Here is a 25,875-nt window from a genome sequence, read left to right as displayed (position 1 = left end):
GCCGCGCCGGTGCTCAGTGGTGATGACCGCCGGCACCGTGCACGTGGCCGTGCTCCAGCTCTTCCGCGGTGGCGTCGCGCACATCGGTCACCTCGATGGCGAAGTGCAGGGTCTTGCCGGCCAGCGGGTGGTTGGCGTCGATGAAGACCACGTCGTTCTCGATCTTGGTCACGGTGACGTTGATCTGGCCTTCCGGGCCGTGGCCCTGGAACTGCATGCCGGGCTGGATGTCGTCGACGCCCTGAAACGCCGCGCGCGGCACTTCCTGCATAAGTTCGGCGTGATGGACGCCATAGCCCTCCTCCGGTGCCACGTCGGCGGTGAACTTGTCGCCGACCACGCGGCCTTCCATCTGCTTTTCCAGGCCCGGCACGATATGGCCGCTGCCATGCAGGTAGGTCAACGGCTCGCGGCCCTCGGAGCTGTCGATGACCTGGCCCGCGTCGTCGGTCAGCGTGTAATGGAAGGCGGCAACGGAGTTCTGGGCAATCTGCATGAGGTTCTCGCGAATAGGTTCAAGTCCGCCGGCCAGGTGCCGACACGAACCGCGTAGGTTACCAGAAGCGAGCAAACCGCCGGCAGGCTGCGTCGGGATTGCCGCGCCAGGCGCTGCCAGTTGCCGGCGTGGACGGCAGCTCAGCCGCCCAGCCGCGCCCGCGTGTCCTTGCCGATCTTCTCCGGCGTGTCGGTGGAGGCATAGCGCTTCACCACCTGGCCGTCCGCATCGACCAGGAACTTGGTGAAGTTCCACTTGATCGACTCGCTGCCGAGGATGCCCTTGCCTTCGCTCTTCAGCCACTTGTACAGCGGATCGGCGTGCTCGCCGTTCACCTCGAGCTTGGCGAACATCGGAAAGGTCACGTCGTACTGGGTGCTGCAGAAGGTCCGGATCTCGGCCTCGTCGCCGGGTTCCTGGTGGCCGAACTGGTCGCACGGAAAACCCAGCACCACCAGGCCCTTGTCGCGCTGGTCCTGCCACAGTGTTTCCAGCCCCTGGTATTGCGGCGTGAAACCGCATTTGGAGGCGACGTTGACGATCAGCAGGGTCTTGCCGCGCCATTCGGCGAGCGAGCGCGGGTTGCCGTCGATATCGCGGACGGTGAAATCGTAGACGCTGGACATGGCCGCACTCCATCTTGATGGATCAATCCGTCAGCATACGCCATCGCCGCCGCTGCCCGTGGCATAGAATGGCCCACCCGCCCGCAGGCCACTTCCCCGCCGTGATCCGCTTCGTCGATGTGCACAAGTCCTACCGCGTCGACGGCAGGGACATTCCCGCGCTGCAGCCGTTCAGCCTCGACATCGCCGACGGCGAGGTGTTCGGCATCATCGGACTGTCCGGTGCCGGCAAATCGACGCTTATACGGCTGATCAACCTGCTCGAACGCCCCAGCGGCGGACGCATCTTCGTGGGCGACACCGAGATGACCGCGCTGGCCGAACCGGCGCTACGCGCGCAGCGGCGCCGGATCGGCATGATCTTCCAGCACTTCAACCTGCTCGCCTCGCAGACGGTGGCGGACAACGTGGCGTTTCCGCTGCGGCTGGCCGGCGAACGCGACGCCGGCGTCATCCGCGCGCGGGTCGATGAGTTGCTGGCGCGGGTGGGCTTGAGCGCACACGCCGGCAAGTACCCGTCTCAGCTTTCCGGTGGCCAGAAGCAACGCGTCGGCATCGCCCGCGCGCTGGCCAACCGGCCGTCCATCCTGCTGTGCGACGAGGCCACCAGTGCGCTCGACCCGCAGACCACCGCCTCGGTGCTGGAGCTGCTGGCGGAGATCAACCGCGAGCTTAAACTCACCATCGTGCTGATCACCCACGAGATGGACGTGGTGCGCCGCGTGTGCGATCGCGTGGCCGTGCTCGACGCCGGCGTAATCGTGGAGCGTGGCGCAGTAGCCGACGTGTTCCTGCATCCGCAGCACTCCACCACCAAGCGTTTCGTCAACGAGGCCTTGCCCGAGGAAGCGGCCAGCGAACTGGCGCCATTCGCCCAGGTGCCCGGGCGCATCCTGCGCCTGAGCTTCCGCGGTGATGCGACGCTGACGCCGTCGCTGAGCCAGGTGGCGCGCGAGACCGGCGTGGAGTTCAACATCCTCGCCGGCCGCATCGACCGCATCAAGGACCTGCCCTACGGCCAGCTCACCCTGGCGATGCAGGGCGAACGGGTGGACGCCGCGCTGGCCATGCTGCGCGAGGCCGGCATCGAGATCGAGGAGTTGCACCGATGAACCCGCTGCCAAGACTCTTTCCGAACATCGACGACTGGGCCGAGATCGGCCGTGCCTGCATCGACACTCTTTTGATGCTGGGCGGCTCGCTCGCCCTCACCTTGCTGATCGGCCTGCCGCTGGGGGTGCTGCTGTATCTGACCGGCAAGGGCCAGCTGCGGCCGATGCCGAAGCTCTATGCGGTGACCTCGCTGCTGGTGAACATCCTGCGCTCGGTGCCGTTCATCATCCTGATGATCGTGCTGATGCCGGTCACCTACGCCCTGGTCGGCACCAAGCTGGGCATCCGCGGCGCGATCCCGCCACTGGTGATCGGCGCCGCGCCGTTCTTCGCGCGGCTGGTGGAGACCGCGCTGCGCGAGGTGCAGCAGGGCGTGATCGAGGCCAGCCAGGCGATGGGCGCCAGCCTGTGGCAAATCGTTCGCCACGTATTGCTGCCGGAAGCCCGCGGCGGCCTGTTCGCCGGCATCACGGTCACAGCGATCGCGCTGGTCGGCTACACCGCGATGGGCGGCGCGATCGGCTCCGGCGGCCTGGGCGACCTGGCCTACCGCTACGGCTACCTCAGCTACAAGTCCGATTACATGCTGGTCACCGTGGTGCTGCTGATCGTGCTGGTGCAGCTGTTGCAGATGATCGGCGACCACATCGTGATGCGTTATAAGCAACGCTGATCTGGTCATTTGCGTCTGGCGGCATCGGAGGCCTACTTTCATCGGCCGCCCACGAGAGTCGCCGCCATGAATCTGCTGCTCGCCGCCGTCGCCGCGATCCTGGCCCTGCTCCTGCTGGCTGGCTATGCCGCGCCGAAGTCGTGACGCGCCGGAAGCCTCGCGTGCCACGCGTTTGTGTTTGGCAGTATAGACGGCTTATCATGGTGCACCGCACAAGTGAATCTGCCATGAGACTGCTGCTTGCTTCGCTCACCCTGACCCTGCTGTTGCTGGCCGGCTGCTCCAGCCCCGGCAAGCAGAACGACAATGTCCTCACCGTGGCCGCCACCGCCGTGCCGCACGCGGAAATCCTCAAGCAGGCCAAGCCGCTGCTGGCTAAGGAAGGCGTGGAGCTGCAGATCAAGGTGTTCGCCGACTACGTGCAGCCGAACACCCAGGTAGCCGAGAAGGCCATCGACCTGAACTACTTCCAGACCAAGCCCTATCTGGACGCGTTCAACCGCGAACGCGGCACCCGCCTGACCATCATCACCGGCGTGCACATCGAGCCGTTCGGCGCGTACTCGCACAAATACAGGAGCATCGACCAGCTGCCCGACGGTGCCAGCGTGACGCTGCCGAACGATCCCAGCAACAACAGTCGCGCGCTGTTGCTGCTGGCGAAGCACGGCCTGATCACGCTGAAGGACCCGACCGACCAGATGGCCACGCTGAAGGACATCATCGCGAACCCGAAACACCTGAAGTTCCGCGAACTGGAGGCGGCGATGCTGCCGCGCACGCTGGACGAGGTGGACCTGGCGCTGATCAACACCAACTACGCGCTGGCCGCCGGGCTGAACCCCACCAAAGACGCGCTGCTGATCGAGGACAAGGACTCGCCCTACGTGAACTACCTGGTCGGCCGCCCCGACAACCAGAACGACCCGCGCGTGCAGAAACTGGCCAGGGTTCTGAACAGTCCCGAGATCAAGGCGTTCATCGAGCAGAAGTACCACGGCGCCGTGCTGCCGGCGTTCTGAGGATGCACGCTTACTCCTGCGTGGCAGGGATGTCGAACACCTTCCGCAGATACGCCACGTAGGCCTCGTCCTCGCACATGTTCTTGCCCGGCGAATCGCTGAGCTTGGCCACCGGCTGGCCGTTGCAGCGGATCATCTTGATCACGATGTTGAGAGGCGCGGGCCCCACATCGTTGGTGAGGTTGGTGCCCACGCCGAACGCGAGCTGGCAGCGGCCGCGGAAGTGCGCATACAGCTGCATCACCCGCGGGATGTCCAGACCGTCGCTGAACACCAGTACCTTGCTGCGCGGATCGACGCGGTTCGCGCCGTAATGTGCCAGCACCTTCTCGCCCCAGGCGAACGGGTCGCCGGAATCGTGGCGGGTGCCGTCGAACAGCTTGCAGAAGTACATGTCGAAATCGCGCAGGAACGCCTCCAGCCCGTACACGTCCGACAACGCGATGCCGAGGTCGCCGCGATATTCCTTCGCCCACGCCTCCAGCGCGGCCACCTGCGAGTCGCGCAGGCGCGGTCCCAGCGCCTGGTGCGCCTGCAGGTATTCGTGCGCCAGCGTACCCAGTGGGGTCAGGTCGAGCTTGCGCGCCAGCCACACGTTGCTGGTGCCGGCCAGTTGCTCGCCCAGCCCCTCGCGCAGCAGGGTCACCACCTTTTCCTGCCATACCCGCGAGTAGCGCCGGCGCGTGCCGTAGTCGGCGATCTTGCAGCCGGCGTAGTCCGGCGTGTCACGCAGCAGTTCGATCTTCGCCAGCAGCCGCCGGCGCCCCTCGGCAAGGTCGAGGCCACCGCTGGTGTTGCGGAAGTACACCTCGTTGATGATCGCCAGCAGCGGCACCTCGAACAGGATGGTGTGCAGCCACGGCCCGCAGATGCGGATCTCGATCTCGCCGTTGCCTGCCGCGGCCGGTGCGATCTCCACGTACTTCTCGTTGAGCTGGAACAGCCCCAGGAAATCCACGAAATCGCTCTTGATGAAGCGCCACGTGCGCAGGTAGTCGAGCTCGTCCGGCGCGAAGCGAAGCTGGCACAGGGCTTTCAGCTCGGTGCGGATCTCGTCGATGTACGGCACCAGGTCGATGCCGGGCGTGCGGCACTTGAAGCGGTACTCGACCTGGGCGGCCGGGTACTGGTGCAGCACCACCTGCATCATCGAGAACTTGTACAGGTCGGTGTCGAGCAGCGAATCGATGATCATCGGGAGCCGGGGAATGGAGCGGTATGGCCATTATCCACGCGAACCGCGCCGCTTGTTCCGCACAAAAAAAACCCCATCAGCCAGGGGAGGACTGATGGGGTTTGTCAGGCGGCATCCAGGGGAGGAAATGCCGGCCCCTCAGTGACGCGATGCATTGCGCCACTTCCTGTCGCCATCACGGCGATACACGTGCTTAGTGTGGCCGGCAGCAGATGAGTTCAACCTGTATGACGATGTTTGTTCAGCTTTCCGACAGGCTGGCCGCCACGGACGGACGCGACGATTCGCGCATCCGCCGTCTACAATTTCTTTACCTCTGCAGGGATCGACCATGAAGCTGCTCGCCGCGTACCTGCTCGCACTGTGCCTGGCCCTGCCCGCGACGGCCGCCGAGCTGAAGGTGGATCTCGGTCACGGCGTCGTCACCTACCACAGCGAAACCCTGCTCAAGCGCGGCGACGCGCGCACCATCAGCGTGCCCGGCGACGTGGCGTTCCGGCGCACGATGCACTTCCGCGCGGTGCCGCTGGCCGCGCTGCTCGAAGGCATCCATCCCGGCGATCACCTGCAGTTCGTCGCCGGCGATGGCTTTGCCGCCGAGATACCCGCCGCGCTGCTGCTGAACACGCAAGGCAGCGAAGCCTGGCTGGCGATCGAGGAGGCAGCGCGGCCGTGGCCTGCCTTGCCCGGGCATGGCCGCGCCGGGCCGTTCTATGTGGTGTGGACGCGGCCGCAGGCCGCCGGCGTCGGCCCGGAACAGTGGCCGTACCAGCTGGCCAGCATCCGCAAGCTGGCCGACGTGGCCGAACGCTTCCCGGCGATCCTGCCCGCTTCCTCGCTGCCGCCGGACAGCGAAGTGCGGCGGGGTTTCGCGGTATTCCAGCACACCTGCTTCGCCTGCCACACGCTCAACGGCCAGGGCGACGCACGGCTCGGCCCCGACCTGAACCTCCCGCACAATCCCACCGAATACCTGCGCGCCGACCTGCTGCGCGCGTTCATCCGCAACCCGCAGTCGCTGCGGCGATGGCCGCAGGCGAAGATGCAGGGGTTCGACACGCACGCGCTGTCCGACGCCGACCTCGACGCCGTGCTGGCCTACCTGCGGCACATGGCCGGGCGCAAAAGCGGCGGTTGAAGGCAGCCCGCTCACGGCCCGGCCGGTGCTTCGGCCGGCCGCGCACCGCCCAACGCCTGCAGCGCCTGCTCGCGCTGCGCCTCCGGCTCGCGCGCCAGTTCGCGCACGCTGGCGTAGAACGCCGGCCAGTGGCGCCCAGCTCGCTGGAACAGCACGGCGAATGCCGGCGTCCACCGCTCGTACAGGCCGAACGGCAGCAGCCGCGCATTGTTGATCGGCTGTGCCACCCAGGCGTCGTGGCGGTGGTCGCCCGGCCAGTCGCGCTCGCGCCACTGCGCATAGCGGACGCGGAACGCCGCGATCTCGCCCTGCTTGCCCGCCTCCATCGCCGCTGCGTCGGCGCCGCTGGCATACAGGCTCGCCAGGCGCGTACGCAGGTCCAGCACCAGGCGGGTGAAGCCCTCGTCCATTGCCCGCGCACGCCCGTCCGGCGGCGGCAGGCCACGCGACTGGCGCCATTCGCGCAGGCCCTCGGTCTGCACGAAGGTCGCGAAGGATTCATTGAACGCGGTGTCGCCCTTCACGTATATCCGCTGGTGCGCCAGCTCGTGGAAGATCGTGCCGTCCAGTTCGTCGTCATCCCAGCGCAGCATGCTCGACAGGATCGGATCGGCGAACCAGCCCAGCGTGGAATACGCCGGCACGCCGCCGATCCAGACATCATCGCCACGCGCGCGCAGCCGCGCCGCATCGGCCTCCGCATCGGCTTCCCTGAACCAGCCGCGATAGGCGACGCAGCCGCTGACCGGGAAGCACTGCGGCACGGCCTGCACCGAGTAGCGCGGCGTGGCGAATACGTTCCACACCACGTAGGGCCGATCCAGCGCGACATAACCGGTGTAGCTGCGGTTGTCCGGCAGGGCCAGCTGCTGCGAGGCGAAGCGGCGTGCCCGCTGCGCCTGCTGCAGCCGCGCGGCGAGTTGCGGGTCGGTGGCCGGATCGCGCAGCAGCTGGCTTATCGCACGCCGGTGCACGACCAGCTCGCCCTGCCCGTGCACTGCCTGCGCGTAGTAGCGCAGGCTGCCGCAGGCACCCAGCAAAAGGCCCACCGCCGCGACGGCGATGAGCCTAGGAATGCGTATGCGTGGCGGCACGAATCCGGGCATCCCCCGATGGTGCCTCAAGCCTCAGCGGCGATCGTCGCGATCATCACGGTCGCGGTGGCCACCACGCCGCTGCCGGTTGCCGTCACGATAATCACCGTGGCCGTCGCGATGGCCCTGCCACTGGCCGGCATGGCCGCGATAATCGCGATGGTCGCGGTAGCGATAGTCGTCGTGCCGGTAGCGCGAGCCGCCGTACCACGTGCTGCTGACGCCCACGCTCACGCCAGGTGCATAGCAGCAGCCGTAGTAACCGCCGTAATAGCCGTCGTAGTAACCCGGCGCCACGTAGTAGGCGTTGCCGCCGTCGCCATAGTAGGCATCGCCGCTGTAGCCGGAGCCACGTACATAGCTGTAGCCCGGATCGTAATAACAGCCTGACAGCATCGCGGCAGCGACGATCAGGACAACAATGGCCAGCAGGCGTTTCATGATCCGTCCCCGAGTGGGAGTAGCAGTTTCACGTTAGGCCGGGTTGCTTGAACACGCACTGAGTTTCGCCGCGCCGCCTGCCGGCGTTTAGCCGCCAGCCATGTCTTGCCGTCCTGCCTCGCTTCGCATCGTGGAAGCGGCCACTGGAGCGGCGGCGATCAGCCCTTGCGTCGGCCCTGCTCGCTTCGCTGGATGCCGGTACGCATGCCGCCGGCGTTGCCCGATCCCGACCGAGTCAGGCTGGGCATCCGGCCGACCTGATTCCCGCCTCACCCGCCCCGCTTGGCTTCCAGCAGGGCCTGGATCTTCGCCACGGCGTCTTCCTGGCTGAGGTACCGGGTCGGCACCGGCTCCGGCGGACGTTCGCGTGAGGCCGGTTTTTTCGCAGCAACGACGGAGGGGGCCACGGACCGGACCGCCGGCTGCTTGGTGACCGGCTTTCCCGCTGCGACCTGCCTGGCCGGGGCCTGTTTCGCCACCGGCTTTTTCGCGGACACCTTCTTCGCGAACACCTTGCCTGTCGCAGTCTTCTTCGCCACCGGCTTCTTCGTTGCCTTCTTCACCGTCAGCTTGCCGGCCGCGGGTTTCCGCATCGCCGTTTTCCTTGTCGCGACCTTCTTCGCGGCAACCTTCTTCACCGCCGCCTTGCGCGGAGTGGACTTCTTCGCAGCCGTTTTCGCGGCGGGCGTCTTGCTGGCGGTGGCTTTCTTTGCCGCGGATGTCCTCGCGGCCGACTTGCGGGGCATGGCCATGCGTGCGTTCTCCTGCGGTGGGCGGTGGAACCATCACCAGTATGCACGCCCCGGCCGTGGCAGGCATTACGCAGCGCAGGAAACGTGCATCATCAGAAGCTGGGCCGCATCAGCGCATCGAGGAAATGCGGCAGCACCCGCGGCTCCACCAGCAGGGTGAAGACCACGCCGTATGCCGCACCCCACAGGTGCGCGCTGTGGTTGACGTTGCCCTGCCCGCGCCGGTCCATGTAGATCGAATAACCGGTGTACAGCACCGCGTAGACAATCGCCGGCATCGGGATCACCAGCACGATGATGCGCGACCACGGCGCCAGCAGGATGAAGGCGAACAGCACCGCCGACACCGCGCCGGAGGCTCCAAGGCTGCGGTAGTTCGGGTTGTTGCGGTTCTTCAGGTAGGTCGGCAGGATCGAGACCACCAGGCCGCCGATGTAGAACAGCGCGAAGCCGAACGGACCCAGCCGCGAGGCGAAGAAGCCCTCCATCACCCGGCCGAAGAAGAACAGCGTGACCATGTTGAACAGCAGGTGGCCGAAGTCCGCATGCACCAGGCCATAGGTCACCAGGCGATGGTATTCGCGCTGGCGGGCGATCGCCGGCGGCCACAGGATCAGGTCGTTCAGCAGACGGCCATTCTTGAGCGCCATGAACGAGACAATACAAGTGATGGCGATGATGGCCAGGGTGATCAGCATGGGCGGTTCCACGTCCGGCAACAAAAGCACACATCTTGGGGCCGCTGCCGCGACTTGTCGACTTTCTTTCCGGCTCATGCACCTTCCGTCACGCCATATTCCGAAAGATCACTGCCGGCAGCCGTGGCAGGCAGCTATCATTCGCCGCCTTACGCGGCCACGACGGTCGCCCGACGCATGCCATGACTTCGCTTCGCTACCTGCACCTGGACGTCTTCCCCGCCACGCAGGGCGGTGGCAACCACCTCGGCGTGGTGCTCGGCGCGGATGACTGGGACACCGAGGCGATGCAGCGCTTCGCGCGCTGGACGGCGCTGGTCGAGACCACCTTCCTGCTGCCGCCAACCGGCCCGAAAGCCAGTTACCGCGTGCGCATCTTCACCCCGCACAAGGAAATCCCGTTCGCCGGCCACCCCAGCATCGGCAGCGCGCATGCGGTGCTCGAATGCGGCCTGGCGAAACCGCGTGACGGCCTGCTGTGGCAGGAATGCGGTGCCGGCGTGCTGCCGATCCGCGTCGAGGGCAGCGGCGCCGGGCGCGAGCTGCTGCTGCAATCACCCGGTGAACGCGTACTGGACACCGGCCGCGACGCCCACCCGCTGCTGGCAGCCACGCTGGCCGGCATCGAGCTGGGTGCGCTGCCGCCGGCGCTGGTCGACGGCGGCCGCCGCTGGTGGCTGGCCGAGGTGGCGGACGAAGCGAGCCTGCGTGCGTGGCAACCTGACCACGCGGCGATCGCCGCATTGGCCCGGGCCAGCGACAGCATGGGGCTGTGCGCGTTCGCGAGAAGCAGCCACCCCGGCTACCGGCTGGTGGTGCGCGCGTTTCCGTCCGGTGTCGGCATCGTCGAGGACCCCGCTTCCGGCGCCGCCAACGGACTGATCGCCGCGTATATCGTGCACGCCGAACCTCACGGCGCGCTGGCCCGCGGCTACAAGGTCAGCCAGGGTCGCGAGATCGGCCACGACGCGCAACTGATCGTGCACATCGACGGCAACGCGATCTGGGTCGGCGGGCGCAGCCACACGGTGATCGACGGCGCACTGGCGTGGACGCCGTAACGCGCCGCACCGGCTAGTCGCGCTCGTCCAGATGCGCCCGGCGCGCAGCGACCAGCGCCAGCGCCGACCAGTCCAGCTCCGCATCGCCGGCGGCCAGCGCCTCCAGCATGGCGTCGCGCAGCACGCCGGCGAACGGCAGCGGCACGCGCTGCGCCTCCGCCGCGGACAGCGCCAGCCCCACGTCCTTGTAACCCAGCGGCAAGGCGAACCCGGCCGGCTTGAAGCGCTGCTCGGCGATCAACTTGCCGTAGCCCTGATAGGCCGGCGCGGCGAACAGGGTACTCGTCATCACGTCGAGAAAGTCCGCCGCGCTGACGCCGTGGGCGCGGGTCAGCGCGGTGGCTTCGGCCATGCTTTCGATCGCCGCCGCCAGCATGAAGTTGCCGGCGATCTTCGCCACGTTCGCGCGCTCCGGCGCCTCGCCCAACGGCCACAGCCTGCTGCCCATCGCCTCCAGCAGCGGCCGCACGCGTTCGATGGCGGCGGGCTTGCCCGCCACGACGATATTCAATGTCGCCGCGGCGGCCATGTCCGGACGGCCGAACACCGGCGCGGCGACGTACTCCAGCCCACGCTTCGCGTGTTCCGCGGCCAGTTCCTGCGCCAGCGCCACCGAGATGGTGGCGTGGTTGACGTGCACGGTGCCGCGATCCATCGCATCGAGCAGGCCGCCATCGAGGAACACCTCGCGCACCGCCTGGTCGTTCGCCAGCATGCTGCACAGCACCTCACCCTGCGCAGCGCGGTCGGCGCTGCGCGCGACCCGGGCACCCAGCGAGGCCAGCGGCTCGGTGGCCGCGACGGAACGGTTCCACACCGTCAACGTGTGGCCGACCGCCAGCAGGTTGCTGGCCATCGCGCTGCCCATCGCACCGAGACCGATGAACCCGACTTTCATGCAGGTGTCCTCATGCCGAAACCGGCACCCAGTGAAGCACGCGGGATATTCAATCCATGCGAAATCCACCGTGCGCGGTGAGCCTCAGGCCACCTGCCCCGCCGCCTGCCCCGAAGCCCACGCCCACTGGAAGTTGTAGCCGCCGAGCCAGCCGGTGACGTCGACCACCTCGCCAATGAAGTACAGCCCCGGCACCCGCTTCGATTGCATGGTGCTGGAGGAGAGTCCGTCGGTATCGACACCGCCCAGGGTGACTTCGGCGGTGCGGTAGCCTTCGGTGCCGCTGGCGGTGATCGGCCACGCGTTGAGCTGCGCGCCGAACTGCACCAGTTCGGCCTCGCGGTACTGGCGCATTGGCCGATGGTCGAACCATTGCTCGCACAGGCGTTGCGCCAGGCGCTTCGGCAGCACCTCGCCGAGCACGGTCTTCAGCTCCGCCAGCGGCCGCGCCGTGCGTTGTTCGACCAGGTACGCACCGATGTCGAGATCCGGCAGCAGGTCGATGCGCAGGTCGTCGCCCGGCTGCCAGTATGAGGAAATCTGCAGGATCGCCGGGCCACTGATCCCGCGATGGGTGAACAGCAGGCCGGCGCGGAAACCCTGCTTGCCGACCCGCGTCTCCACCACGGGCAGCGCCACGCCGGCAAGATCCTGGTAGTGCTCCTGGTGCTTGCCGCTCAGGGTCAGCGGCACCAGGCCTGCGCGCGTGGGCAGCACGGCGTGGCCGAACTGCCGCGCCAGTTCGTAGCCGAAGTCGCTGGCGCCCATGCTGGGGATCGACAGGCCGCCGCTGGCGACCACCAGCGATTCAGCGTGCACTTCGCCGCGCGCGGTGTGTACGGCGAAGCCTTCCGGCGTCTTGCGCACGTGCTGCACGCCGCAGCTCGCCTCCACCGTGACGCCAGCGGCGACACATTCGTCCAGCAGCATGCGCACGATCTGCTTCGACGAGTCGTCACAGAACAGCTGGCCCAGTTCCTTCTCGTGGTAGGCGATGCGGTGCTTCTCGACCAGCGCGATGAAATCCCACGGCGTGTAGCGCGCCAGCGCGGACTTGGCAAAATGCGGGTTGGCCGACAGGTAGTTCGCCGGCGTCGCGCCCATGTTGGTGAAGTTGCAACGCCCGCCGCCGGACATCAGGATTTTCTTGCCGACCTTGTTGGCGTGGTCGACCACCAGCACGCGGCGGCCACGCTGGCCGGCGGCGATCGCGCACATCAGGCCCGCGGCGCCGGCGCCGATGATCAACACGTCCACTTTCACGAACCGGCATCCTCGCGCCGCCACAGGTCGCGCATTATCGCCCAGCCGCATCGCTTACACTTTGTCCCTGTTCCCAGCGAGCCGCCGCCATGCCTTCCTTTGACGTGATCTCCGAAGTCGACAAGCACGAACTGACCAATGCGATCGACCAGGCCAACCGCGAACTGACCACGCGCTTCGACTTCAAGGGCGTGGACGCGAAATACGTGCTGGACGATGGCGTGATCACCCAGAGCGCACCCAGCGAATTCCAGCTGCAGCAAATGCTGGACATCCTGCGCGGCCGGCTGACCGCGCGGAAGATCGACATCCGCGCGCTCGATGCGGGCGATCCGGAAACCAACCTGGGCGGCTCGCGCCAGAAGATCACCGTGAAGCAGGGCATCGAGCAGCCGATCGCCAAGAAACTGGTGGCCGAACTGAAGGCGGCCAAGCTCAAGGTCGAGGCGCAGATCAACGGCGACAAGCTGCGCGTCAGCGGCAAGAAGCGCGATGACCTGCAGGCGGCAATGGCGGTGCTGCGCAAGTCGGACGTCGAACTGCCGCTGCAGTTCGACAACTTCCGCGACTGATCCGCGTTTCACCCCGCCACGGCAACTGCGTGGCGACCTCTCACCGGAACGACGTAGGGCGCGACCTCAGGCTTTCGACAACAGCCGCCCGCCCATCGCGGCATTGATACCCACCACCGCGACGACGGCCAGCGCATGCGTCAGTAGATCGGTGGCGGCCGAATCGTAGGCGTGGCAGATCTCCAGCAGGCTGGCCGAGGCGGCCGCGCTGGCCAGCCCGATCAGCACGGCGGTAAGCACCGGCCGCAGCGGGCAGGCGCGGCGCAGCAGCAGGATCAGCAGCGCGGACAGCGGCACCGAGAAGCCGATGATGAAGAGCAGGCAGTCGGCGGTCTGATGCATGCCGGCAAGCTGCGTCCCCGGCGCGATCCACGTGCGCAGGCAGCCGAGGCCACTGGCACCGATCCACAGCAAGGCGCCGGGCAACGGCAGCCATGCCCACACCGCTGGGCGCCCCGGCACGCCCAGCGCGAACGCGGCCCACGCCGCGCTGATCGTGGTGATCACTGCGCCGATGCCGGCCCAGGCCAGGTCCGGCGTGGCGGCCCAGCGCCGCAGCATCGGGTCCGCGCCGTAATGCAGCAGCAGCCCGACCGCCAGCGCCAGCACCAGCAGCAGCCAGCCGGCGGTGCGCAGCCATGGCGGTAGCAGACGCCGCACCGGCACCAGCCCGGTGCCGAGACGGTCGATCAGCGCCTCATGAGATGACGGCTCGAACATCACGTCAGGGTTCTCCATGGAAACGTTCGCGCAGCGCCTTCAACGCGCGGTGCAGATTCACTTTCAGCGCGCCGGTGTTGCGCCCGGTCAGCTCGGCCGCCTCGCTGAGCGAACGCTCGCGCAGGCCCAGCTGTTCCACCGCTTCGCGCTGGCCCGGCGGCAGTTCGGCGATCGCCTCGTGCAGCCGTTGCGCGCGCTGCCCGCTCTCGGTGGCGGCACTGGCGTCGTCGGCATCCGGGTGCCGGTCGAGCGCATAGTCGTCGCGCAGCTCGCGGCTGTCGCGACGGCCGCGGCTGCGCAACGCATCGATCGCGCGGCGGCTGGCGATCGCGGTCAGCCAGGCATCGTACGAGCGGGTCGGGTCGTAGGTATGGCGCACCCGGTGCACGGTGATCAGGGTCTCCTGCACCACGTCGTCCAGGCCGTCCGGCGCCACGCCCTGACGCCGCGCGGTGGCACGGATCAGCGCCACCGAATCGGCCAGCAGCCTCTCGTAGGCGCGGCGGTCGCCGGCCTGCGCAGCCGCCATCCACGCCGCCCGGCGCCGCTCGGGCGTTTCGCTGTCGTTCGCGGTGGCGACGTCGGCTGACACGGTCGGGGCGGGACTCCTCCGCAGGGAAAGTCCACTATCTAGACCCATGCAGACGGTGGCGGTCAAGGCTTGCGACATGCTTCGCTCCACGGCGGAACGCCTGTGGAGTATTCGCCGCATCCGGCCCCGGCGTTACCCCGTACCTGCAGGTAACCACCGTCGGCGCGCCGGCGAATAACCAGACAACCTTCCACGGACGCCCACCATGCTCGTGTTGATCCTCGCCTACCTCGGCGGCGTACTGACCATCCTCAGCCCGTGCATCCTGCCAGTGCTGCCGTTCGTGTTCGCCCGTTCCGACCGGCCGTTCATGCGCAACGGTTTCCCGATGCTGCTGGGCATGGCGATCACCTTCGCCGCGGTCGCCACGCTGGCCGCGCTGGGTGGCGGCTGGGCGGTGCACGCGAACCAGTACGGCCGCTGGGTGGCAATGGCGGTGCTGGCCTTCCTCGGCCTGACCCTGCTGTCGACCCACCTGGCCGAATGGATCACCCGCCCGTTCGTGGCGCTGGGCAATCGCCTGTCGCAGCGTTCGGCCGGCGACGGCGATTCGGTGTGGGGCGCGACCGGCCTCGGCGTCGCCACCGGCCTGCTGTGGGCGCCGTGTGCGGGGCCGATCCTGGGCCTGCTGCTGACCGGCGCGGCGCTGAATGGCGCCAGCGTGCAGACCACGCTGCTGCTGCTGACCTACGCCGCCGGCGCGGCCACCTCGCTGGGCCTGGCGCTGCTGATCGGCGGCAAGGTGTTCGCCCTGATGAAGCGCTCGCTCGGCGCCGGCGAATGGGTGCGCCGCACGCTCGGCGTGCTGGTGCTGTGCGGCGTAGCCGCAATCGCGCTGGGCCTGGATACCGGCCTGCTCACCCGCGTCTCGCTGGCCAGCACCGGCGGCATCGAGCAGAAGCTGATCAACGCGGTGCGTCCGGCACCGGCACCGCAGCCGGCGCCGAAGGCCGGCGAGCCGCTGCCGGTGGAAGGCACGTTCCCGTCGCTGGCCGGCGCCACGCAATGGCTGAACAGCCCGCCGCTGACCACCGAGTCGCTGCGCGGCAAGGTGGTGCTGGTCGATTTCTGGACCTACTCCTGCATCAACTGCATCCGCACGCTGCCCTACGTGCGCGGCTGGGCCGACAAGTACAAGGACCACGGCCTGGTGGTGATCGGCGTGCACGCACCGGAGTTCGCGTTCGAGAAAAATCCGGCCAACGTCGCCAAGGCGATCAAGGATCTGGGCGTCAACTATCCCGTCGCGCTGGACAACGACTACGCGATCTGGAAAGGCTTCAACAACGAGTACTGGCCAGCGCACTACTTCATCGACGCGCAGGGACAGATCCGCCATCACCACTTCGGCGAAGGCGAGTACCGGGAAAGTGAGGACGTGATCCGCCAGCTGCTGGTCGAGGCCGGCCAGAAGAACCTGCCCGGCGGCTACGTCAGCGACGACCATCGCGGCGTCGAAGCCGCGGCGTCGAACGATCCCACCCGTTCGCCGGAGACCTACGTCGGCTACGCCCGCGCGATGAACTTCGTCGGCGGCCGGGTGGCGCACGACGACGCACACGACTATCACGCACCCTCCTCGCTCGCCGCGGACCAGTGGTCGCTCGACGGCCGCTGGACCGTGCACGGCGAGAACGCGCAGCTGGACCGGGCCGGCGGCGCCATCGTCTACCGCTTCCGCGGCCGCGACCTGCACCTGGTGCTCGGTCCCGCCAGCGACGGCAAGCCGATCCGCTACCGCGTCACCATCGACGGCAAGCCGCCCGGCGCCGACCACGGCATGGACACCGATGCCGACGGCAACGGCACGATCACCGGCCAGCGGCTGTACCAGCTGGTACGCCAGGCCCACGGCAGCGGCGAGCGGCTGTTCGAGATCACCTTCCTCGACCCGGGCGTGCAGGCGTACGCGTTCACGTTCGGCTGAACCACCCACCGTTCCACGGAGGTTGCCATGTCCCGCATCGATGAAACCCTCGCGATGGATCGCCGCCGCTTCTTGCGTGCCGCAATCGGCGGTGGCGCACTGCTGGCCGTCGGCGGCGGACTGCTGCTGCCGCGCCTGCACGCCGCGGCAAACACGCCGGTCGGCCGACCCGGCGAAGTGCTGCTGGAAATCTTCGACGATGCCGGCCACGATCTCGGCGCGCGCAAGGTGGCGCGGCTGGTGCTGAGCGACGCGCAATGGCGGCAGCGGCTGGCGCCGGCGTCGTACGAGATCATGCGTCACGACGGCACCGAACGCGCGTTCAGCGGCGAGCACGAACGGCCCGCCGTGCCCGGCCTGTTCCGCTGCGTGGCCTGCGCCACCGCGCTGTACGACGCGGCCACCGAATTCGACTCCGGCACCGGCTGGCCCAGCTTCTGGCAGCCCATTGCGAAGCGCAACGTGATCGAGCGCCACGACAACATGTTCGGCATGGACCGCATCGCGATCGGCTGCGCCGGTTGCAACAGCCACCTCGGCCACGTCTTCGAGGACGGCCCGCAACCGACCGGCTTGCGTTACTGCATGAACTCGGTGGCGCTGCGCTTCGTGCCGCGCGCGGCAGCCTGACGCGCAAGCGGCTCAGCAGCCTTCCCGCGACCACGGCCACCAGCCGCGCCTCGTGCGGGCGTAGCGATCGGCCGCGCGCTCGAACGGGTTGCGCACGCTGACCCCGCCGCACAGCAGGTACAGCGGCAGGAACAGCGGACCGAGCAGCATGTACTGGTAAACGTGGGCACGTTCGTGGTCGGCCAGCGACACCGGCGGCTCGATGCAGCGGCCCGCGCGATGCGCATAGGTGAAGCACGGCACGTCCAGCCGCTCGCCGGTGTGCACGATCACGTTGCCCAGGGTCAACGCCCCGCCGCCCCACGGCCAGCGCCGCACCACCAGCGCCAGTTCGCGCTGCTGCCAGCGCAGCCGCGCGCCGAAGGCCACGCCGGCCAAACCCAGCAGCAGGCCGGCCACGCTGTTTGGCAAGGCCCACAGCATGCCCAGCGCAAGCAGGCTTCGCTGCGGCCAGCGTGAAGCGGGTGGGGCGGGACGTCGCGGCATGTCGGCTCGGCTTGGTTTCGGCAACGGGCGCCGCCATCTTGTCGGCGTTGGCGCCTGGCGCCTGACCCGTTACCGGAGTCTGCCATGAGTACACCGCTGGCCATCCCCTGCCCGCACTGCGGCGCGCTGAACCGCGTGCCGGCCGAACGCCTCGGCGAGCACCCCAACTGCGGCCGCTGCAAGCAGGCGCTGTTCGAGGGGCATCCGGTGGAGCTGACCGCGGCGAATTTCGACGCGATCGCCGGCCGCGGCGACCTGCCGGTGCTGGTGGATTTCTGGGCGCCGTGGTGCGGGCCGTGCGTCGGCTTCGCGCCGGTGTTCGTGCAGGCCGCGGGCAAGTTCGAACCACGCCTGCGGCTGGCCAAGCTGGATACCGAGGCGCAGCCGCAACTGGCCGGGCGCTTCGGCATCCGCAGCATCCCTACCCTGATCATGTTCAGGCAGGGTCGCGAGATCGCGCGGCAATCCGGCGCACTCAACGCGGCGCAGCTTCAGCAGTTCGTCGAGGGTGCGCTGGCGCGCGGCTGATCAGCGCGCGCTGGCGCCGGCTGCCTGCCAGCGCAGCCAGTCGACCACCGCGGCCACCGCGGCGCGCGGTTTTGCCGGCGGCCGCACGATCCAGTACGACGGCCCCAACGCCACGGCGAGGTCGCCGAACGGGCGCAGCAGGCTGCCGTTCGCCACGTCGTCCGCGGCCAGCCGGTGCCGCGCCAGCGCCACGCCCTGGCCCTGCATCGCCGCGCGCAGCACCAGGTCGGACGAGGTGTAGCGCGCGCCGCCCTGCAGCGAAAGCTTGGCCGGCCCGTGCGCCTGCCGCCATAGTTCCCACGCCGCCTGCGGGTCGCGGTCGTGCAGCAGGCGCAGGCCGGCCAGTTGCGCCGGCTTCGACAGACGTCCGGACGCCTGCCACAGCGCCGGGCTCATCACCGGGTACAGCGCGTCGTCCATCAGCGGCTCGGCATGCAGCCCCGGCCACGGTCCGTTGCCCATGCGGATCGCCAGGTCGATGCGGCCATCGTCCAGCGCGTCCAGCCGCTGCTCCACCTGCACCGACAACTCGATCTTCGGGTGCGCCTTCTCCAGCGCGGGCAACCGCGGCAGCAGCCAGCGGATCGCGAACGACGGCGAGGCGGACAGGGTCACCGCGTGCGCCGGGCGGGTCTCGCGCAACGCCGCCACCGCCTGTTCGATCTCGCGCAGGCCGGACAGCGTGGCGCGACCCAGCGCCTCGCCCTGCGGGGTGAACACCAGCGGGCCGCGCCCGGCCGCCGCACGCAGCAGCGGCACGCCCAGCCAGCGGTCCAGCTCGCCCAGGTGCCGGCTCACCGACGAGTGCGCCATGCCCAGCTCGCGCGCGGCGGCGCGCACGCCGCCATGCGCGTAGACCATGGCGAACGCGCGCAGGGCATTCAACGGCAATTCGTTCATGGTCGGAATTTTAGACCATAAACCTTGCGACACGGACCACCGATGCGCTCGAAAATGCACTTCATTCGACCATTGCCGATGAGGGAACCCCATGGATCCGTTGCTCGCCGCGTGCGGCCTGCTCTGCGTGGCCGCGATCACGCCCGGCCCGAACAACCTGGTGGTGCTGCGCGCGGCAGGGCATACCGGCCTGCGCGGCGCGCTGCCGGCGATCGCCGGCATCGTGTGCGGCGGCCTGCTGCTGCTCGCGGCGACGGCGCTGGGTGTGGGCGCAGCTTTCGCGGCGTACCTGCCGCTGAGGCGCTGGACCGGTGCGATCGGCGCGCTGTATCTGATTTGGTTGGGAGTATCGCTGTGCATCGCCGGCAGCGCGCCGCGACACGCCGCCGCGACGTCGGCGGCCTTGCCGGCCGGCACCCTGGGCCTGATCGGATTCCAGTTCCTCAACCCGAAAAGCTGGGTGATCGTGCTGACCGTGCTGGCGGCGATGCCGGCCACCGGCCTGCGCGATTACCTGCCGCTGGCCGGACTGTTCGTGCTGATCCCCACCCTGTGCCTGCTGCTGTGGGCCGCGCTGGGCGCATGGCTGGCCCGCTGGCTGGTGCGCCCTGCGGTGCGCCGCGGCGTCGACATCGTGATGGGCGTCCTGCTGGTCGCCTGCGCCTTCCTGCTGCTGATCGAACCCTGACCCTTTGCTCACCGGAGATACCGAGATGACCACCTTCCACGCCGCTCCCGTCCGCCGCGTGCTGTGCCTTGCCGGCAGCCTGCGCCGCGATTCCTGGAACCGCCGCCTGCTTCGGGCCGCCGTGGCCCAGGCACCGGCGACGCTGCAACTGGACGTCTACGACGCGCTGGCTGCCGTGCCGCTGTTCGACGAAGACCTGGAGCAGCACGACCCGGCCGGCCCCGCTGGCGTGCAGGCGCTGCGCGCGGCGATCGCCGCCGCGGACGGCCTGGTCATCGCCACGCCCGAGTACAACCATGCCATCCCCGGCGTGCTGAAGAACGCGCTGGACTGGCTGTCGCGCGAAAGCCCTGCGGGCGATGTGCTGCCGGAAAAACCCATGGCCGTGCTCGGCGCCAGCAGCGGCCCGTGGGGTACGCGCCTGGCGCAGGCTTCGCTGCGCCAGGTGCTGCACACTTGCGGCGCGCTGGTCATGCCGGCACCGACCCTGTTTGTGGCAGGCGCGGCCAGCCGCTTCGACACCGACGGCACGCTGGCCGATCCGGCCACCGCACAGTCGCTGCAGGGCTTCATGCTGGCATTCGAGCGCTGGATGGCACGCGTGGCGCCACCGCTCGCCAGGCCGCAGCCCGTGGTGGCGGCGCGGCGCTGAGCGCCACCACCCATGCCTTTATGCACACTTCCGCCGCCGCGCCGCCGGTTAAGCTGGCCGCTTTCGTCCGCAAGGAAACATCGTGCGCAAGTCCCTGTCCTCCGTCCTGCTGGCCGCCTTCGTGCTGGCCGGGTCCAGCCTTGCCCCGGTGCTCGCCGCCGACACCCACAAGCCGGCAGCACCGGAGTCGGCCGGCAGCGATGGCTTCCAGCTGCCGCCGCTGCCGGCCGATGCACACGTGACGCAATCGGCCACGGTGGACGGCAGGACGCTCAAGTACACGGTCACCGTCGGCGCGCTGCCGGTGCGCGACGAGAAGGGCAAGACCACCGGCGAAGTGGTGTTCACCGCCTACACCATGGCCGGCAAGGATCGCCCGGTGACGTTCGCGCTGAACGGCGGCCCGGGCGCCTCGTCGGTGTACCTCAACCTCGGTGCGATCGGACCGAAGAAGGTGAACTTCGGCGTCGAGGGCGACAACCCGTCCGACCCGGCCACGCTGCACGACAACCCCGGCACCTGGCTGGGCTTCACCGACCTTGTGTTCATCGATCCGGTCGGCACCGGCTACAGCCGCGCGCTGGTCGACGACAAGGAAGCCACCAAGCAGTTCTACAGTACCGACAACGACATCAAGTATCTGTCGCGCATCGTCTACGACTGGCTGGTCAAGAACGGCCGCATGGGTTCACGCAAGTATCTGGTCGGCGAGAGCTACGGCGGTTTCCGTGGCCCGCGCATCACCGAGTACCTGCAGACGCGGCTCGGCGTCGCGATGAACGGCGTGGTGCTGCTGTCGCCCTACCTCGACCCGGCGGCGTACCACGACGAGAACGTCTCGCCGCTACCGTGGATGCTCACCCTGCCCTCGATCGCCGCCGCGCACCTGGAACGCGAGCACAAGCTCAGCGCCGCGGCGATGGCGCCGATCGTCGAATACACCCGCGGCGAATACGCCAGCGATCTGATGCGCGGCCGTTCCGACCCGCAAGCCACCGATCGCGTGGTGAAGAAGGTCACCGAGCTGACCGGGCTCGATCCGCTGTTCGTGAAGCGCTCCGGCGGCCGCATCGAAACCCAGGCCTACCTGCGCGAGGTATACCGCGCCGAAGGCAAGCTGGGCAGCCGCTACGACTCCAACGTCACCGCCTGGGACCCGTTCCCGTACGCGCCGCACCAGCAGACCGGCGACCCGATCCTCAACGGCATCATCGCGCCCACCACCACGGCGATGGTCAACTTCGTCACCCAGACGGTCGGCTGGAAGTACGACGGCCGCTACAACGCGCTCAGCTACGAGGTGAACAAGCTGTGGCACGAGGACGAGGACGCGAACAAGGGTTCGGTATCGCAACTGCGCGAAGCGGTCGCCAACGATCCCGGCCTGCGCGTGCTGATCGCGCACGGCTGGGACGACCTGTCCTGCCCGTTCATGGCCTCGGTGCTGATCGTCGACCAGATGCCGGCGATGGGCGACCCAACCCGCGTGCAGGTGAAGAACTACCCCGGCGGCCACATGTTCTACTCACGGGCCGACAGCCAGGCGGCGCTGACCGCCGACGTGAAGGCGTTGTACGGCGTCCACTGAAGGCGTACGCCTTCCCGGCTTTGTAGGGCGGACACTGTCCGCCGCTGTTGTGCCACGAAATCAAAAGCCGGCGGGCCGTGCCCGCCCTACGAAGAACCGGCAACAGGCCGCCGTGGCGTCAGCGCGCCAGCGTGCCGGCGCGCACCAGGTACTGCACGCTGAACATGCGTTGCGAATCGGTCCACACGCGCTGCACGGCCAGCCCGGCGCGGGCGGCCAGCGCAGCGAAGTCCTCCAGCGAATACCTGCAGCTGTATCCGACCTGGATCGCCTCGTCGGCGCGAAACGCGCATGTTCGCGCGCCCCGCACCTGCTGCCCGCCGCCCGGCCACCACTCAACGCGAGAAGGCGTCGAATCCGCTGCGTCGCAAGCCGGCTGGAAACCAGCACACCAAGACGCAAGAGAGACGAACTTCAACCGCGTCCTTGTCAATCCTTGATTCCCGTGCAACTCAGCTCGGCCGAGCCACCGGGATGCACCACAACCACGATCCACACGTTTTGCTTGGCATCCTTGTAATCGACAAGCAGATCATCCCCCTGGGATTCCACGACAGGGGCCGGTAAAGCCGATACGTCGACAGGGAAGCCAGCACAGTAGTTCGATGAAGCCAGCTCTTTCAGCTTGCTTTCTGCAATGTCTTTTCCCTTGCTCTTGTCAATGGCATGAGCGGCGCATGACACGCCCGCAAAAATCGCCACCAGCGTGGCGACGAAAATTCGAATAGTCACGTCAAGAACCCCCACCCCCAATTGGCCGGGATCGACATATTTCAATCCGGCATGAAGCCTCGTTTGGCGCGACCACCCAGCGGACGCCGGCGAGTCCGGTCACGTTGCCAGCCGGCTTTCGTCGGCGGCTCCCCGAATCGCCTGCGATGACGGCTTTCCGCGACTCGCCTTCAGTTCTTTCAACGCATCAAGCAAATCGCGGCCATTCGAATAGTGGAAATTCACAAAATGCCATTGCCCGTTCTTTCGCACCACCTCGGCAATCACGCCGGGTTTCTCGTGCAGCCATCCCGATGACGAGGCGTCATGAATATCGACCCAGTAGCTATCACCCTTTTGCGTGATCCGACCCACCTTGTAATGCTGGCCGGGGTCCTGACTGTTCAGAAAGGGATCAAAATCGAGTCCCACGATCTCCCCCTCCGCCCTGGTCTGAGCAGCCGAGTCCTCTTCGAGCGCCTTGGCCAGCTGATGACTGAATACCGAGCCCCTGGCCTTGAGAGCCAGGCTCCATGCCGGATCCACGCTGTCGCCCAACGCCTCGGGAACATATCAGTCATAAAATTCCTGCACGAACCCGTGAAGTGACTCCAATGTGGCTTGGTCACTTCTGGTTTGAGCGAGGAGTGAATAAGGCAACACCAGTATCAAGCAACAAAACATGATCTTGGCAAACTTTACTGGCTTGGCCATTTCAGTTCATCACTGATTGCTGGAAAAACGATGGGCAAACACGTGCGCATGGCCCCTGCCTGAACCAAGCTGTCGAAAACCGGTTCCCCAACTTCGCGCGTCGTGAGTATGCCGCGCCGCTCGGGTTCGAGGCATGCCTCTGTCAACAGGCAAGTTCTTGCCGCAGTCGCAGGGCATAACCGGCAACGACCTCCTTTCCGTGCGATGCGGCCCTTGCTGCCGCAAGTCGCAGGGCACCGCCGCAAATGCTGCATTCAACGCGTCGCGGCGCCGGCACGCACCAGGTACTGCACGCTGAACATGCGTTGCGAATCGGTCCACACGCGCTGCACGGCCAGCCCGGCGCGGGCGGCCAGCGCAGCGAAGTCCTCCAGCGAATACTTGCAGCTGTATTCGACCTGGATCGTCTCGTCGGTGTGGAACGGCACGTTCGCGCGGCCCACCTTCACCTGCTGCTCGCGGCGGCTGACGATGTGCGTCTCGATGCGCCCGGCCATCGGGTTGTAGTGCGCGCGATGCGCGAACGCCGACAGTTCGAAGTTGCTGCCGATCTCGCGGTTGAGCCGCGCCAACATGTTCAGGGTGAATTCGGCAGTGACGCCGGCGCGGTCGTTGTAGGCCGCCTCGATCAGCGCGTGGTCCTTCTTCAGGTCCACCCCGATCAGGATGCCGCCGGCATCGCCCATCTCGTTGCGCATCTTGCGCAGCAGCACGGCCGCCTCGCGGTTCTCGAAATTGCCGATGGTGGAGCCGGGGAAATACAGCACGGTGCGCCGCGGCGCGCGTGGCGGAATCGGCAGCCGCAGCGGCTTGCTGAAATCCGCGCACAACGGCTGCAGCGGCAGCTGCGGGAACGCCGTCGCCAGCCGCTCGACACTCTGCCTGAGCGGCTCCGGCGAAATCTCCACCGGCACGTAGGCCACCGGCTCGTGCAGGTGCTGCAGCAGCATGTGGGTCTTGTGCGCATTGCCGCTGCCGTACTCGACCAGCCGCACGCCGCTGCCGAGCGCGTCGGCAATGTCGGCGGCGTGCTCGTCCATCAGCGCGATCTCGCAGCGCGTGAGGTAGTACTCCGGCTGCTCGCAGATGCGCTCGAACAAGGCCGAGCCGCGCTCGTCGTAGAACAGCCACGACGGCAGCCGTTTCGGTTTCGCGCCGAGGCCGCGCTGGACGACTTCCAGCAAATCGCTCGACGGCGGACGGCGCTCGTCGTCGCTGAGGCCAAAGGGTTGCACGCTGCTCATCGGTCCTGTCCCAGTCGCAGCCCGGCGAATTGCCACCGGGCCTGGGGTGGAAAGAAATTGCGGTAGGAGGCGCGGATGTGATCGCGCGGCGTGGCGCAGGAACCGCCGCGCAACACCCACTGCCCGCACATGAACTTGCCGTTGTACTCGCCCAGCGAACCGGGCAACGGGCGGAAGCCCGGATAGCCGACGTAGGGTGAGGCAGTCCACTCCCACACGTCGCCGTAAAGCTGCTGCAAACCGCTGCCGGCGCCGGCCGCGCGCGGCTGGAAGCGCTGCGTGTCCTGCAGGTTGCCGTCGATCGCCACGCCCTGCGCCGCCGACTCCCACTCCGCCTCGGTGGGCAGCCGCGCGCCGGCCCAGCGCGCGAACGCCTCGGCCTCGTAAAAACTGAGATGACAGACCGGTTCGTGCGGATCGAGCGCGCGCACGCCGGCCAGGGTGAATTCGCTGGCCAGGTCGTCCTGCCAGTACAGCGGATGCTGCCAACCTTCGCGCTGCAGCGTGGCCCAGCCGTCGGACAGCCACAGGCCGGGTTCGCGGTAGCCGCCTTCGCGCACGAAGGCCAGGTATTCGGCGTTGGTCACCAGCCGGTTGGCCAGCGCGTGCGGCTGCAGCAGGGCGCGGTGGCGCGGCGTCTCGTTGTCGAACGCGAAGCCCTCGCCGCGGTGGCCGATCTCGACGATGCCCTCGCGGCCCGCGACGAAATGCAGCGGCATCGCGTTCGCCTCCGTCGCCGCGGCGATCGGCGCGCGATACGCCGGCTGCAGCGGGTTGCACCAGAGCGCGTGCTTGATATCGGTCAGCAGCAATTCCTGGTGTTGCTGTTCGTGCTGCAGGCCCAGCTCGACCAGCCCGGGCAGTTCCGCGTCATCGGCACGGCCGAGCAGTTCGCCCACCGCGTCGTCGATGCGGCGACGGTAATCCCACACCTCGTCCAGCGACGGCCGCGACAGCAGCCCGCGCTGCGGCCGTGCGTGCATCGGCCCGACCGACTGGTAGTAGGAATTGAACAGGTAATGCCAGGCCGGATCGCGCGGCCGGTACGCCGGGTCGCGGCCCAGCACGAACTGCTCGAAGAACCAGCTGGTATGCGCCAGATGCCACTTGCCGGGACTGGCGTCGGGCATCGACTGCAGTTGCAGATCCTCGGCGCTGAGGCTGGCGCACAGCTCTATCGTCCGTTGCCGCGCCTGCGTGAATCGCAAGGCAACGCTTGCTGGCGTGGGCGACGGCAAGGTCGTCACGACCAGCTCCCTGACACGGTCGCCCGCGGGATCGCGACAAGCAGGTTCACGCAGCGCGAATCGTTCAAAAGCATATCCACCAGCATGCCGGGTCAACCGTTCACTTCTTGTGATACGAAGATGGCAGATACTTTGCAGCGGCCTTCCCCATGCCGCTGACCGTGCGGGCCGGCATATGGCCCCGTGGCCGAATCACGGTATGCGTA

Annotated in this window: 30 protein-coding genes; 12 read left to right on the top strand and 18 right to left on the bottom strand. The window is 67.8% G+C overall.

Annotated features, from left to right (window positions below; translation table 11 throughout):
* Window positions 1-13: 13 nt before the first annotated feature.
* Together QQA13_RS04925 and QQA13_RS04920 are read right to left on the bottom strand one after the other, a co-directional pair.
* Window positions 14-496: an FKBP-type peptidyl-prolyl cis-trans isomerase gene (locus QQA13_RS04925; protein ID WP_108471166.1), complete on the bottom strand. Its 483-nt coding sequence runs from the start codon at window positions 494-496 to the stop codon at window positions 14-16.
* 140 nt (window positions 497-636) lie between these two features.
* A complete protein-coding gene (locus QQA13_RS04920; protein ID WP_108471165.1) occupies window positions 637-1,122 on the bottom strand; it encodes a glutathione peroxidase in 486 nt (161 codons plus the stop codon).
* Window positions 1,123-1,223: 101 nt separating this feature from the next.
* Here QQA13_RS04920 and QQA13_RS04915 point away from each other — a divergent pair, with 101 nt between their 5' ends.
* The 3 genes from QQA13_RS04915 to QQA13_RS04905 all read left to right on the top strand — a co-directional run bounded on the left by QQA13_RS04915 (window position 1,224) and on the right by QQA13_RS04905 (window position 3,930).
* Window positions 1,224-2,234: a methionine ABC transporter ATP-binding protein gene (locus QQA13_RS04915; protein ID WP_108471192.1), complete on the top strand. Its 1,011-nt coding sequence runs from the start codon at window positions 1,224-1,226 to the stop codon at window positions 2,232-2,234.
* Window positions 2,231-2,908: a methionine ABC transporter permease gene (locus tag QQA13_RS04910; RefSeq protein ID WP_108471164.1), complete on the top strand. Its 678-nt coding sequence runs from the start codon at window positions 2,231-2,233 to the stop codon at window positions 2,906-2,908. Before QQA13_RS04915 ends, QQA13_RS04910 begins: the two co-directional genes overlap by 4 nt.
* Before the next feature lie 227 nt (window positions 2,909-3,135).
* The gene (locus QQA13_RS04905) at window positions 3,136-3,930 is read left to right on the top strand and encodes a MetQ/NlpA family ABC transporter substrate-binding protein (protein WP_108471163.1); all 795 of its coding nucleotides are present in this window, start codon (window positions 3,136-3,138) and stop codon (window positions 3,928-3,930) included.
* 10 nt (window positions 3,931-3,940) lie between these two features.
* Here QQA13_RS04905 and pncB read toward each other — a convergent pair whose 3' ends face one another.
* Window positions 3,941-5,125 (bottom strand): nicotinate phosphoribosyltransferase, encoded by a 1,185-nt coding sequence (gene pncB, locus QQA13_RS04900; RefSeq protein ID WP_108471162.1) that lies wholly within the window; start codon window positions 5,123-5,125, stop codon window positions 3,941-3,943.
* A 331-nt stretch (window positions 5,126-5,456) separates the two neighbouring features.
* Here pncB and QQA13_RS04895 point away from each other — a divergent pair, with 331 nt between their 5' ends.
* Window positions 5,457-6,263: a c-type cytochrome gene (locus tag QQA13_RS04895; protein ID WP_108471161.1), complete on the top strand. Its 807-nt coding sequence runs from the start codon at window positions 5,457-5,459 to the stop codon at window positions 6,261-6,263.
* A gap of 11 nt (window positions 6,264-6,274) precedes the next feature.
* On the opposite strand, the gene QQA13_RS04890 is transcribed toward QQA13_RS04895, so the two are convergent.
* The 4 genes from QQA13_RS04890 to QQA13_RS04875 form a co-directional block, all read right to left on the bottom strand.
* Window positions 6,275-7,312, bottom strand: coding sequence for an aminopeptidase (locus tag QQA13_RS04890; RefSeq protein WP_234411296.1), 1,038 nt, complete (start codon window positions 7,310-7,312; stop codon window positions 6,275-6,277).
* A 78-nt stretch (window positions 7,313-7,390) separates the two neighbouring features.
* A complete protein-coding gene (locus QQA13_RS04885) occupies window positions 7,391-7,798 on the bottom strand; it encodes an LptM family lipoprotein (protein WP_108471159.1) in 408 nt (135 codons plus the stop codon).
* 269 nt (window positions 7,799-8,067) lie between these two features.
* The gene (locus tag QQA13_RS04880) at window positions 8,068-8,550 is read right to left on the bottom strand and encodes a histone H1-like repetitive region-containing protein (protein ID WP_108471158.1); all 483 of its coding nucleotides are present in this window, start codon (window positions 8,548-8,550) and stop codon (window positions 8,068-8,070) included.
* A 92-nt stretch (window positions 8,551-8,642) separates the two neighbouring features.
* Entirely contained in the window at window positions 8,643-9,248 is a 606-nt protein-coding gene (locus QQA13_RS04875) for a rhomboid family intramembrane serine protease (protein WP_108471157.1), read from the bottom strand.
* A 182-nt stretch (window positions 9,249-9,430) separates the two neighbouring features.
* Here QQA13_RS04875 and QQA13_RS04870 point away from each other — a divergent pair, with 182 nt between their 5' ends.
* A complete protein-coding gene (locus tag QQA13_RS04870; RefSeq protein ID WP_108471156.1) occupies window positions 9,431-10,309 on the top strand; it encodes a PhzF family phenazine biosynthesis protein in 879 nt (292 codons plus the stop codon).
* A 13-nt stretch (window positions 10,310-10,322) separates the two neighbouring features.
* On the opposite strand, the gene QQA13_RS04865 is transcribed toward QQA13_RS04870, so the two are convergent.
* Together QQA13_RS04865 and QQA13_RS04860 are read right to left on the bottom strand one after the other, a co-directional pair.
* Window positions 10,323-11,207 (bottom strand): NAD(P)-dependent oxidoreductase, encoded by an 885-nt coding sequence (locus tag QQA13_RS04865; RefSeq protein WP_108471155.1) that lies wholly within the window; start codon window positions 11,205-11,207, stop codon window positions 10,323-10,325.
* A gap of 84 nt (window positions 11,208-11,291) precedes the next feature.
* On the bottom strand, window positions 11,292-12,521 hold the full coding sequence (locus QQA13_RS04860) for an NAD(P)/FAD-dependent oxidoreductase (protein ID WP_108471154.1): 1,230 nt from the start codon (window positions 12,519-12,521) through the stop codon (window positions 11,292-11,294).
* 38 nt (window positions 12,522-12,559) lie between these two features.
* On the opposite strand from QQA13_RS04860, the gene QQA13_RS04855 reads away from it, so the two are divergent.
* On the top strand, window positions 12,560-13,042 hold the full coding sequence (locus QQA13_RS04855) for a YajQ family cyclic di-GMP-binding protein (protein ID WP_108471153.1): 483 nt from the start codon (window positions 12,560-12,562) through the stop codon (window positions 13,040-13,042).
* Window positions 13,043-13,108: 66 nt separating this feature from the next.
* Here the strand turns inward: QQA13_RS04855 and QQA13_RS04850 are convergent, their stop codons facing one another.
* Together QQA13_RS04850 and QQA13_RS04845 are read right to left on the bottom strand one after the other, a co-directional pair.
* A complete protein-coding gene (locus QQA13_RS04850) occupies window positions 13,109-13,762 on the bottom strand; it encodes an NrsF family protein (protein ID WP_108471152.1) in 654 nt (217 codons plus the stop codon).
* 4 nt (window positions 13,763-13,766) lie between these two features.
* Window positions 13,767-14,354: an RNA polymerase sigma factor gene (locus QQA13_RS04845; RefSeq protein WP_325051449.1), complete on the bottom strand. Its 588-nt coding sequence runs from the start codon at window positions 14,352-14,354 to the stop codon at window positions 13,767-13,769.
* A gap of 205 nt (window positions 14,355-14,559) precedes the next feature.
* On the opposite strand from QQA13_RS04845, the gene QQA13_RS04840 reads away from it, so the two are divergent.
* Complete coding sequence (locus QQA13_RS04840) at window positions 14,560-16,281, top strand: cytochrome c biogenesis protein DipZ (protein WP_108471151.1); 1,722 nt, start codon at window positions 14,560-14,562, stop codon at window positions 16,279-16,281.
* A gap of 27 nt (window positions 16,282-16,308) precedes the next feature.
* Window positions 16,309-16,911, top strand: coding sequence for a peptide-methionine (R)-S-oxide reductase MsrB (msrB, locus tag QQA13_RS04835; RefSeq protein WP_108471150.1), 603 nt, complete (start codon window positions 16,309-16,311; stop codon window positions 16,909-16,911).
* 12 nt (window positions 16,912-16,923) lie between these two features.
* Here msrB and QQA13_RS04830 read toward each other — a convergent pair whose 3' ends face one another.
* A complete protein-coding gene (locus QQA13_RS04830) occupies window positions 16,924-17,397 on the bottom strand; it encodes a hypothetical protein (protein WP_108471149.1) in 474 nt (157 codons plus the stop codon).
* Window positions 17,398-17,481: 84 nt separating this feature from the next.
* Here QQA13_RS04830 and trxC point away from each other — a divergent pair, with 84 nt between their 5' ends.
* Window positions 17,482-17,925, top strand: coding sequence for a thioredoxin TrxC (trxC, locus tag QQA13_RS04825; protein ID WP_108471148.1), 444 nt, complete (start codon window positions 17,482-17,484; stop codon window positions 17,923-17,925).
* On the opposite strand, the gene QQA13_RS04820 is transcribed toward trxC, so the two are convergent.
* The gene (locus QQA13_RS04820; protein WP_108471147.1) at window positions 17,926-18,825 is read right to left on the bottom strand and encodes a LysR substrate-binding domain-containing protein; all 900 of its coding nucleotides are present in this window, start codon (window positions 18,823-18,825) and stop codon (window positions 17,926-17,928) included. It abuts the gene before it with no gap.
* A gap of 91 nt (window positions 18,826-18,916) precedes the next feature.
* Between QQA13_RS04820 and QQA13_RS04815 the strand changes: the two genes are divergently transcribed.
* The 3 genes from QQA13_RS04815 to QQA13_RS04805 all read left to right on the top strand — a co-directional run bounded on the left by QQA13_RS04815 (window position 18,917) and on the right by QQA13_RS04805 (window position 21,753).
* Window positions 18,917-19,513, top strand: a complete 597-nt coding sequence (locus QQA13_RS04815; RefSeq protein ID WP_108471146.1) for a LysE family translocator — start codon at window positions 18,917-18,919, stop codon at window positions 19,511-19,513.
* Between the two features lie 25 nt (window positions 19,514-19,538).
* Window positions 19,539-20,165, top strand: coding sequence for an NADPH-dependent FMN reductase (locus QQA13_RS04810; RefSeq protein ID WP_108471145.1), 627 nt, complete (start codon window positions 19,539-19,541; stop codon window positions 20,163-20,165).
* 82 nt (window positions 20,166-20,247) lie between these two features.
* Complete coding sequence (locus QQA13_RS04805; protein WP_108471144.1) at window positions 20,248-21,753, top strand: S10 family peptidase; 1,506 nt, start codon at window positions 20,248-20,250, stop codon at window positions 21,751-21,753.
* 118 nt (window positions 21,754-21,871) lie between these two features.
* Here QQA13_RS04805 and QQA13_RS04800 read toward each other — a convergent pair whose 3' ends face one another.
* The 5 genes from QQA13_RS04800 to egtB form a co-directional block, all read right to left on the bottom strand.
* Entirely contained in the window at window positions 21,872-22,063 is a 192-nt protein-coding gene (locus QQA13_RS04800; RefSeq protein ID WP_325051448.1) for an L-histidine N(alpha)-methyltransferase, read from the bottom strand.
* A gap of 119 nt (window positions 22,064-22,182) precedes the next feature.
* Window positions 22,183-22,530, bottom strand: a complete 348-nt coding sequence (locus QQA13_RS04795; RefSeq protein WP_159082167.1) for a hypothetical protein — start codon at window positions 22,528-22,530, stop codon at window positions 22,183-22,185.
* 54 nt (window positions 22,531-22,584) lie between these two features.
* On the bottom strand, window positions 22,585-23,010 hold the full coding sequence (locus tag QQA13_RS04790) for a hypothetical protein (protein WP_159082166.1): 426 nt from the start codon (window positions 23,008-23,010) through the stop codon (window positions 22,585-22,587).
* Between the two features lie 422 nt (window positions 23,011-23,432).
* The gene (gene egtD, locus QQA13_RS04785; RefSeq protein ID WP_108471141.1) at window positions 23,433-24,422 is read right to left on the bottom strand and encodes an L-histidine N(alpha)-methyltransferase; all 990 of its coding nucleotides are present in this window, start codon (window positions 24,420-24,422) and stop codon (window positions 23,433-23,435) included.
* A complete protein-coding gene (gene egtB / locus QQA13_RS04780) occupies window positions 24,419-25,669 on the bottom strand; it encodes an ergothioneine biosynthesis protein EgtB (RefSeq protein WP_108471140.1) in 1,251 nt (416 codons plus the stop codon). Before egtB ends, egtD begins: the two co-directional genes overlap by 4 nt.
* Window positions 25,670-25,875: the final 206 nt, after the last annotated feature.

Source organism: Rhodanobacter thiooxydans (assembly GCF_030291135.1).
GTDB classification, from domain to species: Bacteria; Pseudomonadota; Gammaproteobacteria; order Xanthomonadales; family Rhodanobacteraceae; genus Rhodanobacter; species Rhodanobacter thiooxydans_A.
The sequence above is the reverse complement of the archived record's forward strand: the minus strand, read 5'-3'. Positions and strand labels throughout refer to the sequence as shown.